This window comes from Palleronia caenipelagi (genome assembly GCF_007004065.1).
Taxonomy (GTDB): domain Bacteria; phylum Pseudomonadota; class Alphaproteobacteria; order Rhodobacterales; family Rhodobacteraceae; genus Palleronia; species Palleronia caenipelagi.
Genome location: NZ_VFSV01000019.1, coordinates 1 through 12,656, shown reverse-complemented (window position 1 = coordinate 12,656; position 12,656 = coordinate 1). Strand labels below are relative to the sequence as shown.

Here is a 12,656-nt window from a genome sequence, read left to right as displayed (position 1 = left end):
TACGCCATTGTTAAGACCTAAAGCGGTCGCGTTTCCACCCCTATCCTGCGAGTGCGCTTGCACTCGACCGATCCGCTGCTATCACGCAGGCGAGTAAAATTCGGTGCAGGACCCACCTGAGGAGAGACGAAGTATGGATATTGCGACCCTGAGAGAAAGCCACCCCGAGCACTGGGAGCGCTCGACCGCCCTGCGCGTTCTGGCCCTCGACGCCGTCGCCGCCGCCAATTCCGGCCATTCGGGGATGCCCATGGGGATGGCGGACATCGCCACGGTTCTGTGGTCGAAGCATATGAAATTCGACGCGGCGAACCCCGACTGGCCTGACCGTGACCGCTTTGTGCTGTCCAATGGCCACGGCTCCATGCTGCTCTACGGGCTGCTGCACCTGACGGGCTTTGCCGATATGTCGCTGGAAGAAGTGAAAAACTTCCGCCAGTGGGGCGCCAAGACCGCCGGTCACCCGGAATATGGCCACGCTGCGGGCATCGAGACCACCACCGGTCCGCTCGGTCAGGGCATTGCCACCGCCGTCGGCATGGCCATCGCCGAGGAGCACCTGCGCGACCGCTTTGGCAAGAAGCTCGTCGACCACCACACCTATGTCTTCGCAGGCGACGGCTGTCTGATGGAAGGTGTGAGCCAGGAAGCGATCACGCTTGCCGGCCACCTGAAGCTCTCGAAGCTCGTCGTTTTCTTCGACGATAATGGCATCTCCATCGACGGCCCGATCTCCAAGAGCGATTCGACCGACCAGATCAAGCGCTTTGCCGCCGCAGGCTGGCACACGCAGGAAATCGACGGCCACGACCCCGAAGCCATCGACGCGGCCATCATCGCTGCCAAAGAGTCCGGCAAGCCCTCGATGATCGCTTGCAAGACCCACATCGCCATCGGCTCCTCCGCGCAGGACACCAGCAAAGGCCACGGTGCACTGACCGATCCCGACCTGATCGCCGCCACCCGGGTGGCTTATGGCTGGGAAGAAGGTCCCTTCAAGTTTCCCGCCAAGGTCAAGACCTGGTGGAAGCGCGTAGGCTCTCGCGGCGCAAAGGAGCGCGAAGCGTGGCTGGCCCGCCTCGAAGAAACCGGCAAAGGCAAGCGCGCCAAGTTCGAGGCCGCCATGGCTGGTGAACTGCCGAACAAGCTCGACGGCGCGATTCGCCAGTTCAAGGAAGAAGCCAGCGCCGAGGCCAAGGCTGTCGCGACCCGCAAATCCTCCGAGCTGGCACTGGGTGTCATCAACCCCATCGTTGAGGAGACCATGGGCGGCTCGGCTGACCTGACCGGCTCCAACAATACCCTTACCGAGGGGATGGGGGCCTTTACCGCCGAGGATCGCAGCGGCCGTTACGTCTACTACGGCATTCGTGAGCACGGCATGGCCGCCGCGATGAACGGCATGGCGCTCCATGGCGGCATTCGTCCCTATGGCGGAACCTTCATGGTCTTCACCGACTATGCCCGCCCGGCGATCCGTCTGTCGGCGCTGATGGGCGCGCCGGTGATCTATGTGATGACCCACGACTCCATCGGTCTGGGCGAAGACGGCCCGACCCACCAGCCGGTCGAGCACCTCGCCATGCTGCGGGCGACGCCGAACCTGCAGGTGCTCCGCCCCTGTGACACGGTCGAAACCGCCGAAGCCTGGCAGCTGGCGCTGAAAACCACCGACCGCCCGACCGTGTTGGTCCTGTCGCGTCAGAACCTGCCCGTGCTGCGCACCGAGCACACCCAGCGCAACCTTAGCGACAAGGGCGCCTACGTGCTGGCCGATGCTGGCGAGGAGAAAAAGACCGACGTGGTGCTGATGGCCACCGGCTCCGAAGTCTCCATTGCGATGGAAGCCCGCGCGACGCTGGAGGCCGAGGGCATCGGCACCCGCGTGGTCTCGGTCCCGAGCTTCGAGCGCTTTGCCGAGCAGGACGAAGCTTATCGTCGCCGGGTCCTGCCGGGAAATTCCGTCCGCATCGGCATCGAAGCTGCCACGCGCATGGGTTGGGACCGCTGGCTCCTGGGCGAACGCGGCAAGGAAGCCAAGTCTGCGTTTATTGGCATGGACGGCTTCGGCGCCTCCGCTCCTGCGGGCACCCTCTACGAAAAGTTTGGCATCACCGCCGACGCCGTCGTGACAAAGGTCAAAGAACTGCTCTGAGCAGTTCCTGGAACCGACAGATGGGCGCCCCCAACCGGGCGCCTTTTCTTTCGCACCAAATAGGACACCGTGTGACGGATACCCTATTCTTGACGACTCCGTGGGTGCGGCAAGGCCAATTTTGCCCGATGGCAACAGATGGGTTTCCGATGCAGACGGAAATGCGCGTATTCAAAAGCCGGTCGGCACGTTTGCGACGAACAGAACCGATATCGATAACAGTATTGCAGCGCCGCAAGCCAAGAATGGACTTCCAAGCGGGGACTCACAACTTGGCGATAATTTTTGGAGATCGGCCGGGCCACCTGCCTGATACGCCTCAAAACAGGCAGTTGCTAGTCGATACGAGCAATGATTAAGTCAATAGCCTGGGAACCAACAGATTTGGGAATGACGTTTGCGTTTCCACGCGCTCGAACGGTTCGCAGATTTGGGTGGAGACAAGAAATGGTGTTATTCAGAACGGCGGCGTGAATAATCCGTCAGGTGTGTGGGTTGACGGAGAGGGACTACGTTGATGCAAAATAAACCTCTGTCATCGCGAGAGGCGTATTTGGCGATGTTCTCCTTCTTAGAGGACTATTATTCGCGCACGCAGTCCGATGAGATCGGTTCTATGCTCAGTGGATTGTGCCTTATGAGCGATGGAAATCCGATGGACCCTGCCTATTGGGATGAGTGGGAGCAAGCGGTCCAGAAGGCGCTCAACGGGGATGTCGATGCTGAAATGCGCTTGGACAAGAAACCACTAGGCTGATCACTCTACCGCCGTCGGTTCCTCCTCAGCCTGATATTCTGGCATGGCGATAGCGCAGTAGCTGACCCCGTTGCGATCTTGGATGATTGGCGGGTTTGCAAACCAGAACCAGCTTGCGTTAGCGTTTTCAGCGGTGAGCTGGACGGATCGGCTACTAATATCTTGCGCTTTGATGTTTGCCTGTGCGGCGTAGTACGCCCCACTGCCTGCATTTCGTGAAGCCGTGCGCTTTGAGGCAAAGTGCGCGCTCTATTGCCTCTCCCCGGTGGCCCAAGGCTATGTGTCAGCCGGCCATATCGGGGAAAAGCCCGGAAAGCCCAGCTTCGGAGGCGGGGCAGATGCCGCGCTCGGTGATGAGGCCGGTGACGAGGCGGGCCGGGGTGACGTCGAAGGCGTCGTTGCGGGCCTCGCTGGCCTCAGGCGTGACGCGGATCTCAGCGATGCCATCGGCGCCGGTGCCCTGAATATGGGTCACTTCGCGGGGATTGCGGATCTCGATGGGGATCTCCGAAACCCCGTCCGATACGCGCCAGTCGATTGTCGGTGAGGGCAGGGCGACGTAGAAGGGCACCCCGTTGTCATGGGCGGCGAGGGCTTTGAGATAAGTGCCGATCTTGTTGCACACGTCCCCCGTGCGGGTGGTGCGGTCTGTTCCGACGATAACCATATCCACCAGCCCGTGCTGCATCAGGTGACCGCCCGCATTGTCGGTGATGTAGCTGTTAGGCACGCCGTGGGAGCCGAGCTCCCAGGCAGTAAGGGCGCCCTGATTGCGGGGGCGGGTCTCGTCCACCCAGACATGGAGCGGGATGCCGGCATCATGGGCGTGGTACATGGGTGACGTGGCGGTGCCCCAATCGACGGTGGCAATCCAGCCTGCGTTGCAATGGGTCAGCAACCGGACCGGCTCCCCTGCGGGCTTGCGGGCGGCGATTTCGCGGATGAGGGTGAGGCCGTGTTCGCCGATGCGGCGATTGATCTCCACATCCTCATCGGCGATTTCATGGGCAAGTTGCAGCGCAGCCCCGGCGCGGTTTGGGACGGGCAGGGGGACGAGCGCCGCCTGAATCCGGTCAAGCGCCCAGCGCAGGTTGATCGCTGTGGGGCGGGTGGCGTGGAGCCGGTCGTAGGCCGCGCTCAGGGCTGCGTCGGAGGCGTCGCCGCGCATCACGGCAGCGATGCCATAGGCCGCGGTCGCGCCGATCAGCGGCGCGCCGCGGACCCACATTTCGGTAATGGCGGTCGCGTAGTCGTCGAGACTGCGCAGTTCCGCCACCCGGAAATCATGGGGGAGCCATCGCTGGTCGATGATCTCCAGGCAGTCCTTGTCTCCGGACCACCAGAGCGAGCGGTAATGCCTCCCCCCGATCTTCATGCGCCAAGCTTTTCGGCGATGATGGCCTCCAGCTTTTCCGCGTCCGCGTTGAACTTGCGGATGCCGTCGGAGAGCTTCTCGGTGGCCATGGCGTCTTCGTTCAGCTCCCAGCGGAACTCGGCCTCGGTGATTGCCGGGGCTTTGCCGGTGGCGGCGGGGGCGGTGAGTTTTTGCGGCAGATCGCCCTGATCGGCGGCCAGCTGCTCCAGCAGGTCGGGGGCGATGGTCAGGCGATCACAGCCCGCCAGCGCCTCGATCTGGCCCACGTTGCGGAAAGACGCGCCCATGACGATCGTGTCGATGCCGTTGGTCTTGTAGTGCTCATAGATGCTGCGCACGGACTGGACGCCGGGATCCTCATCCGCTTCGTAGGAGGCAACGCCTTGGGACGCTTTGTACCAGTCGGTAATGCGACCGACGAAGGGCGAGATCAGAAAGGCGCCGGCATCGGCGCAGGCGCGGGCCTGAGCCATGCAGAAAAGCAGCGTCAGATTACAGTCGATGCCCTCTTTCTGGAGGATTTCAGCGGCTTTGATGCCTTCCCAGGTGGAGGCAAGCTTGATCAGGATGCGGTCCTTGGAGATGCCGCGGGCCTCGTAATCAGCGATCAGCGCGCGGGCCTTTGCCACGGAGGCCTCGGTGTCGAAGGACAGACGCGCATCGACCTCGGTGGAGACCCGGCCCGGCACCACGCCTGCCAGTTCCGCGCCCACGGCGACGGTCAGACGCTGGGCAATCTCGGCCACGTCGCCGCCCTGACCGATCGCTTCGTCAACGATATCCTTGAAATAGTCGGAGGTCAGGGCCTTCAGGACGATGGAGGGGTTGGTGGTGCAGTCCTGCGGTTGCAGCTTGCGCACCGCTTCAACGTCGCCGGTATCCGCCACGACGACGGTCATCTCACGCAATTGGTCCAGTTTGCTGGCCATGTGTCACTCCTGAAATTCGGTTCGCGCGGACCATAGTCGGTCGGGCAGCGGGTTTCCAGAGACAAGGATGCGAAAAATGATAGCGCACACATCGTTTGAAAACTTACGCAAATCGCCGAGTTGGGGATCAGTTCGGAAAACGCCGCGAGGTCATTTCAGTTAGGCCTTGCCATGCGCTAACAAATATCTCTCAATTTAGGCGTGTGTCCCGCGAAACGCGGCATCCGACCCACCAATAAGGGAGATATTTCATGATCATTCTACGTACCCTCGCCGCGTCGGCTCTGGCGCTGAGCGTCGCGATGCCGTCTATGGCCGCCGATGTGCCCGAGGGAACCAAGCTGGCCGAAAACCAGACCTTCACCTATTGGGTGCTCGATGGGATCCCGTCTCTCGATCCGCAGATTAACACGACGACCGACGGCTCGGACGTGCTGCGGAACCTTTTCGAGGGGCTCTACAACGAGGATGCCAAGGGCAATCTGGTGCCCGGGGTCGCGCTGGAGCACAGCCTCTCTGACGATAAACTGACCTACACCTTCAAGCTCCGCGACAATGCCAAATGGTCAAACGGTGATCCGGTCAAGGCCGGTGATTTCGTCTATTCGTGGCGCCGTCTGGCGGACCCTGCAACCGCGTCGGAATATGCGTGGTACATGGAGCTGATGCAGGTCAAGAATTCCAAGGCCGTGATCGCGGGCGATATGGAGCCGTCTGACCTTGGCGTGCGTGCGGTCGATGACACGACCCTCGAAGTCACCATCGAGACCCCGCTGCCCTATTTCCCGCAGATGCTGGTCCACGCGTCGACCTTTCCGGTCCATCAGGGGGCGGTCGAAGCCCATGGCGATCAGTGGACCCGGCCGGAGAACATGGTGGGCAACGGGGCCTATGTCCTGACCGACCGCGCCGTGGGAGAGCGTCTGGTGATGAACAAGAGCGACAGCTACTGGGATGCCGAGAACACCGTTCTGACCGAGATCACCGCGCAGGTGGTGAACAACGTCAATCAGGGCCTGACGCGCTATCAGGCCGGTGAGCTGGACTATGTGGAGATGCCCGCAGGCCAGTATCCGCGCCTCGCGGCCGAGTTTCCCGAGCAGGCGAAATCAGTTCCGCGCAACTGCTCCTACATTTACATGATGAACCTCAGCGACAAAGGGCCTGAGGCGCTGAAGGACCCCAATGTGCGCAAGGCAATCTCCTACGGTATCGACCGCGACATCATCGTGGACCGGGTGCTGCAGGGCGGTCAGAAGGCCTCCTATAACTGGACCCATTGGGCCACGGCGGGTTGGGAACGCCCGGAGATCGAATACGCCGAGTGGGATCAGGCCTCCCGGATGCAGAAAGCCATGGAGCTGTTGAACGAGGCAGGATACGGCCCCGACAACCCCATCGAGCTGAAGCTCCAGTACAACACGGATGAGAACCACAAGAAGATCGCCATCGCCGCCAGCCAGATGCTGAAGCCGCTGGGGATTAACCTGATCCTCGATAACTACGAATGGAAGGTGCATCTGGAGCGCCTGCGAAACCAGGATTTCGATTTGGCCCGCTATGCCTGGTGCGGTGACTACAACGAGCCGTCAACCTATCTCGATCTGTTCGCGTCCTACTCCGGCCACAACAACGGCAAGTTCCTGAACGAGGCCTATGACGCGGCGGTGCAAGCGGCCAAGACCGCAGATGATCCTCTGCCTCATTATCAGGACGCGTCGCGTATCCTCGCCGACGAGATGCCGATTGCACCGATCTACCACTACTCGCTGGCCTTCATGCTGAACCCGGCGATCAAGGGCTGGCCCTATGAGAACCTCGGTAAAAACTGGTACGGCAAGGACATGTACCGCGTCGCCGAGTGATCATCCGATCGGCCCGGTGGATCTCCGGGCCGATTTTTCTGCGAAAAATCGTGGCGAGATCCGGGTTCCGGACTTCGCTGCCCTGATCCGAAAGAGCGCAGCTTGATTTCTTTTGTCATCAAACGTTTGGCGGTCGCAATTCCCACATTGCTTTTGCTGATCATCCTGTCCTTCGTGCTGATGCATGCAGCCCCCGGCGGACCATTCACCCAAGAGCGTGAAATCCCGCCCGAAGTGCTCGCCAATCTCAACGCGAAATACGGGCTCGATGAGCCGCTCTGGCGTCAGATCACCACTTATGTGACCTCCATCGTCACCGAGTTCGATTTTGGCCCGTCCTTCGTCTACAAAGACCGGACGGTGAACGAAATCATCGCGCAGGGCTTTCCGATCACCCTGACCTACGGGATCCTGTCCTTCCTCGTGGCCGTGACCGTTGGTGTGACCCTCGGCGTGGTCGCGGCGATCCGCCAGAACACCTGGATCGACTATTTCGCCGTGGGCATCGCTATCGGAGCACAGGTGCTGCCGAATTTCGTGATGGCGCCGATCCTCGTGCTGGTCTTCACCCTTTGGCTCGGCTGGCTGCCCGGCGGCGGGTGGCAAGGGCCGGAATACTGGATCCTGCCCGTTATTGCGCTCTCGACCTCTTTCATGGCCTCCATTGCGCGAATTACGCGCTCGTCCATGCTCGAAGTGCTGACGATGAACCATATCCGCACCGCCCGCGCCAAAGGGCTGCCCGAGCGCCGCATTATCCTGCGTCATGCGTTGAAGCCCGCTATGCTGCCGGTCATCTCCTATCTCGGCCCGGCTTTCGTGGCGATGATCACCGGCTCCGTGGTCGTGGACGTGTATTTCTCCACCGGTGGCATCGGCAAAGCCTTCGTGGATGCGGCCCTGAACCGCGATTACGCGGTGATGATGGGGGTGACGATCCTCCTGGGGGCGCTGACCATCCTGTTCAACCTTATCGTCGATCTGGCCTATGCGTGGATCGACCCGAAAATCCGGTACTGACATGAGCCTGATCTCCGACGACACCGCCGCCGCGGCCGTGCCGCAGAAAGGGCGCTCCCCCTGGGCCGATGCCCGGCGCCGCTTCTTTCGAAACAAGGCCGCCATGCTGGGTTTGGCCATTCTCGTCTTCGTCACCGCTTTTGCCCTGTTCGGCAACGTTCTCGCCCAATGGTCCAACGAAGAGCTGGACTTCATGGTGATGGGGCAGGTGGCTGAGCTGGGCGGGCCGACTTTGTCGAACGGCCACTATTTCGGCACCGACGATCTGGGGCGCGACCTCTATGCGCGGACGGTGCAGGGGACGCAGATCAGTCTCGCTGTCGGCATCATCGGTGCGCTGATCGCCGTGATCGTCGGCACCACTTACGGTGCGACGGCGGGCTATGTGGGCGGACGTGTCGACACGCTGATGATGCGCTTCGTCGATATCTTTATGGCGGTGCCCTACATGTTCATCCTGATTTTGCTGCTCGTGATGTATGGCCGCTCCATCGGGATGCTGTTCGTGGGCGTGGGCATGATTTCCTGGATGGATATGTCGCGGATCGTGCGCGGCCAGACGCTGTCTCTGAAGGGGCGGGAATTTGTCGAGGCGGCCCGCGCCACGGGTGTGCCGGCGCCGGTGATCATCGCCCGTCACATCATTCCGAACCTCTTGGGGGTAATCGCGGTCTATGCCACGCTCTTGGTGCCGCTGATGATCCTGACGGAGAGCTTTATCTCTTTCCTCGGGCTCGGGGTGCAGGAGCCACTGACCTCCCTCGGCGCGCTGATTTCCGAAGGGGCGGATACGCTGAATTACGGGACCACATGGCAGCTCGCCTTTCCGCTCCTGTTCTTCATCCTGACCCTGTTCGGCTTTTTCTTCGTGGGCGATGGCCTGCGCGATGCCCTTGATCCGAAGGACCGCTGATATGGCACTGCTCGATATCAACAATCTTTCCGTCACCTTCGACACCGACGATGGTCCCGTGCACGCCGTGAGCGGGCTGTCCCTGTCGGTCAAGCGGGGCGAGACGCTGGGCATCGTGGGCGAGAGCGGTTCCGGCAAGAGCCAGACCGCCTTTGCGATTCTGGGCCTGCTCGCGCGAAACGGGCGGACCAGCGGCTCGGTGACATTCGACGGACAGGAGATCCTCGGTGCTCCGACGGACGCCCTGAACCGCCTCCGGGCCGAGAAGATCGCGATGATCTTTCAGGATCCGATGACGTCGCTCAACCCGTATATGCGGATCTCCGACCAAATGGCCGAGGTGCTGACCCTGCATAAGGGCCTGTCGAAGCGCGAGGCGGTGGCCGAGTCGGTGCGGATGCTCGACGCGGTGCGGATTCCGTCGGCAAAGGAACGTGTCCGCCTCTATCCCCACGAGTTTTCGGGCGGGATGCGGCAGCGGGTGATGATTGCCATGTCGCTCCTGTGCCAGCCCGATCTGCTGATCGCGGACGAGCCCACCACGGCGCTCGATGTGACCGTTCAGGCGCAAATCATGGACCTGCTGCGGGATCTGCAACAGGAGTTCGGCATGGCTACGATCCTGATCACCCATGACCTCGGCGTGGTCGCGGGATTCTGCGAGCGCGTGCTGGTCATGTATGGCGGGCAGGTGATGGAGGAGGGGCCCACGGTGCCACTCTTTGCCGAGCCCGCCCATCCCTACACGCGCGGTCTGCTGGCAGCCGTGCCCCGACTTGACGAGGAGGAGGTGACCATGAAGGCCATCCCCGGCGCGCCGCCCAACATGGCGAACCCGCCCAAGGGCTGTCCGTTCCGGCCACGCTGCGCCTACGCCAGCGAGGCCTGCGCGACCATGCCGCCTCTCGAGCCCTTTGCCCCCGGACGGGCGCGCGCCTGCCATGTGGAACCGGGGAGGGTCGCCGCATGAGCCCGCTTCTGTCTGTCCGTGACCTTCATGTGACCTTCGGCATCACCCGAGCGGGGGATATGCCCTGGACCAAACCGCGACTGCTCCATGCTGTGAATGGCGTGAGCTTCGATCTGGAGCCCGGGGAGACCCTCGGAATCGTGGGCGAATCGGGCTGTGGCAAATCGACCCTCGCGCGCGGTTTGATCCGTATGGTGCCGGCCACCGGGCAGGTCATGTGGCGGGGTGAGAAAGACTTGCTGGCGATTTCGGCGGCGGAGATGAAACGCTACCGCTCCGAGATCCAGATGGTGTTTCAGGATCCGCTTGCGTCCCTGAACCCGCGCATGACGCTGGGACAGATCATTGCTGAGCCGCTGAAAACCCACCGCCCCGATCTTTCTGCGAAAGATCGCGCGGCCCGCGTTGCGGCGATGATGGAGCGGGTGGGTCTTCTGCCGCAGATGATTAACCGGTATCCGCACGAGTTTTCCGGCGGTCAGTGCCAACGGATCGGCATCGCCCGCGCGCTGGTTGTGGAGCCGAAGCTGCTGATTTGCGACGAGCCCGTCTCCGCCCTCGACGTATCGATTCAGGCGCAGGTGGTGGACCTTCTGATGGAACTTCAAAGCGAGATGGGGCTGGCGATGATCTTCATCGCCCACGATCTGAGTGTGGTCAAACACATCTCGGACAACGTGATGGTGCTTTATCTGGGCCGGATGATGGAGCGCGCGCCAAAGCGTGAGCTCTACGCCGCACCCCAGCACCCTTACACGCAGGCGCTGCTCTCCGCCGTGCCCATCGCTGATCCTGAGGTGGAGCGGACCAAGAAGATCATTCCGCTGACCGGCGATCTCCCGTCCCCCATGGCGCCGCCTTCCGGCTGCGTCTTCCGCACCCGTTGCCCCCGGGCGCAGGCCCAGTGCGGGCAGACGGTGCCGGAGGCAGGATACGGAGACCACCGGACGGCTTGCCTGTATCCGGGCGCAATCCGGGCGGAGGAATTGGCGTAGCGGGAGGTCTTACAACTCGCCGATGCGTTGCCCCAACGCCCCCACCTAACGCTGGATTTGGAGGGAGGCACAGTTTCTACTGGCCCAGCCCCCGTCGAGTGGTCCAAGTTGATTGTTGGTGCATCGTGGGGCTCTGGTCCATTGGTACGGTGCTTCCCGGCGCAGGTGGCCTATACCCCAGAGCGCTGCGCGGCCTGACCGTGTTGCAGTGAACACGCCATTGCTCGGTCAGGACTTTTGCCTCGCGAGGGCGCTGTTGCACAAATCGGGATCTGAGCGCGGTTCCCCTTTCCCCGGACGGACCTATCCTACGGCCACAGTAATGGGTGCGCCGAGCGCGGTGTAGGCGTTCAGCACGGCGATACGAACTTGCAGCTCGGCGACCTGGCGGTCGAAGTCTCGGGTCATAAGGGATTGGCCGGGCAGCTTGATGCAGTTCATCTTGCTCTCGACCCGGCTCCGGCGGTGGTAGCCAGACCATCGTCGCCAGATGGCACGACCCAAATATTTGGACGCGCGCAGTGCCTCATTGCGGGCGATGGCTCCGGGGCTCGTTGGTTTCCAGGGCTTGGCGTTCTTGCGGGGCGGGATGATCGCAGCGGCACAACGGGCAGCGATTGCCTCGTGGCACTTGCGTGTGTCGTAGGCGCCATCTGCCGTCACGGAACCGATCTCTTCGTCAGACGGGATTTGGYCCAGGAGATCTGGCAGGATGGGCGCATCGCCAATGTTGCTGCCGGTGACTTCGACGGCCCGGACKTCCAATGTTTCCTCGTCGATACCGATGTGCACCTTGCGCCAGATGCGCCGTTTGGCTCCGCCGTGCTTGCGGGCGTTCCACTCACCTTCGCCTTCGGCCTTGATGCCGGTGCTGTCGATCAGCAGGTTTAGCGGGCCCGTGCCGCCGCGATACGGGATYGCCACATTCAGCGTCTTTTGGCGGCGGCACAGGGTGCTGAAGTCCGGCACTCGCCAATCCAACCCAACCAGCCGCAGGAGGCTCTGAACGAACCCGGTCGTTTGTCTCGTCGCCATTGTCGCTCGGACCAATGGCGCTCCCAATGGCGACCATGCCAAACTTGCCCGGTGCTCCGCCCGTTCAGGGCTGAAAACAGTCCACCGGACTGTTTTCCGAGCGCCCTTCACCCTTCATTGTCAGGCACGTCTGGATAGCTTCATCGCTGAAACTCGGCTGCCGCMCACGCTTCCCGCTGGGCGGCAGCTTCCACATCATGTCGGGATCGAACCAGATCGTCAGCGATCCGCGCTGGCACAGTGCTTCATTGTAAGCCGACCAGTTCGTGGTCTTGTCCTTCGTAGGGGCCCAACTGCTCATACCTTCCAGCTATCACGCTGGATTCACGCAGTGAATCCCTCACTCGATTAGAGGTGGTCCTTGAAATTCGACCAGTTTGCCGCCGTGCTAAGCTATAGCATTGGTTTCATTTCAGGCGGCAACCTTCAGGTCCGGAGATTGCCTGTCATAGGCCTCGTCCGGCGTCATGATCCCATGTGATGAGTGCGGGCGTCTTTTGTTGTAGTAGCTGATCCAGTCACCGATCCCGTCCCGGGCTTCGGAACCTGTTTCGAAGGCGTTCAAGTAGACGCATTCGTATTTGAGGGATCGCCAGAGCCGCTCGATCATCCGGTTGTCGATCCAGCGGCCCCGGCCATCCA

10 protein-coding genes and 2 pseudogenes are annotated in these 12,656 nt (G+C 61.9%); 7 read left to right on the top strand and 5 right to left on the bottom strand.

Going from position 1 to position 12,656, the window contains the following annotated elements:
• Positions 1-133 precede the first annotated feature (133 nt).
• Complete coding sequence (gene tkt, locus FEV53_RS11560) at positions 134-2,155, top strand: transketolase (RefSeq protein WP_142834958.1); 2,022 nt, start codon at positions 134-136, stop codon at positions 2,153-2,155.
• A gap of 553 nt (positions 2,156-2,708) precedes the next feature.
• The gene (locus FEV53_RS11555; RefSeq protein ID WP_221931610.1) at positions 2,709-2,912 is read left to right on the top strand and encodes a hypothetical protein; all 204 of its coding nucleotides are present in this window, start codon (positions 2,709-2,711) and stop codon (positions 2,910-2,912) included.
• A 283-nt stretch (positions 2,913-3,195) separates the two neighbouring features.
• On the opposite strand, the gene mtnA is transcribed toward FEV53_RS11555, so the two are convergent.
• Positions 3,196-4,287, bottom strand: a complete 1,092-nt coding sequence (mtnA, locus tag FEV53_RS11550) for an S-methyl-5-thioribose-1-phosphate isomerase (RefSeq protein ID WP_142834956.1) — start codon at positions 4,285-4,287, stop codon at positions 3,196-3,198.
• On the bottom strand, positions 4,284-5,216 hold the full coding sequence (tal, locus tag FEV53_RS11545; RefSeq protein ID WP_142834955.1) for a transaldolase: 933 nt from the start codon (positions 5,214-5,216) through the stop codon (positions 4,284-4,286). The genes mtnA and tal overlap by 4 nt, the downstream gene beginning before the upstream one ends.
• Before the next feature lie 251 nt (positions 5,217-5,467).
• On the opposite strand from tal, the gene FEV53_RS11540 reads away from it, so the two are divergent.
• The 5 genes from FEV53_RS11540 (at position 5,468) to FEV53_RS11520 (ending at position 10,979) form a co-directional block, all read left to right on the top strand.
• Positions 5,468-7,081, top strand: a complete 1,614-nt coding sequence (locus FEV53_RS11540; protein WP_142834954.1) for a peptide ABC transporter substrate-binding protein — start codon at positions 5,468-5,470, stop codon at positions 7,079-7,081.
• Between the two features lie 102 nt (positions 7,082-7,183).
• Entirely contained in the window at positions 7,184-8,101 is a 918-nt protein-coding gene (oppB, locus tag FEV53_RS11535; RefSeq protein WP_142834953.1) for an oligopeptide ABC transporter permease OppB, read from the top strand.
• 1 nt (position 8,102) lies between these two features.
• Complete coding sequence (locus FEV53_RS11530; RefSeq protein WP_142834952.1) at positions 8,103-9,014, top strand: ABC transporter permease subunit; 912 nt, start codon at positions 8,103-8,105, stop codon at positions 9,012-9,014.
• A gap of 1 nt (position 9,015) precedes the next feature.
• Positions 9,016-9,984 (top strand): oligopeptide/dipeptide ABC transporter ATP-binding protein, encoded by a 969-nt coding sequence (locus FEV53_RS11525; RefSeq protein ID WP_142834951.1) that lies wholly within the window; start codon positions 9,016-9,018, stop codon positions 9,982-9,984.
• Positions 9,981-10,979: an oligopeptide/dipeptide ABC transporter ATP-binding protein gene (locus FEV53_RS11520; protein WP_142834950.1), complete on the top strand. Its 999-nt coding sequence runs from the start codon at positions 9,981-9,983 to the stop codon at positions 10,977-10,979. The genes FEV53_RS11525 and FEV53_RS11520 overlap by 4 nt, the downstream gene beginning before the upstream one ends.
• A 76-nt stretch (positions 10,980-11,055) precedes the next feature.
• On the opposite strand, the pseudogene FEV53_RS21510 reads toward FEV53_RS11520, so the two are convergent.
• From FEV53_RS21510 to FEV53_RS11500, 3 genes and pseudogenes are all read right to left on the bottom strand, one after another.
• A pseudogene (locus tag FEV53_RS21510) lies at positions 11,056-11,226 on the bottom strand (integrase core domain-containing protein); the annotation flags it as partial.
• A 56-nt stretch (positions 11,227-11,282) separates the two neighbouring features.
• Positions 11,283-12,315: pseudogene (locus FEV53_RS11510) on the bottom strand (IS5 family transposase).
• A gap of 111 nt (positions 12,316-12,426) precedes the next feature.
• The coding region (locus FEV53_RS11500; protein ID WP_142834949.1) for an integrase core domain-containing protein at positions 12,427-12,656 on the bottom strand (230 nt) is incomplete at its 5' end.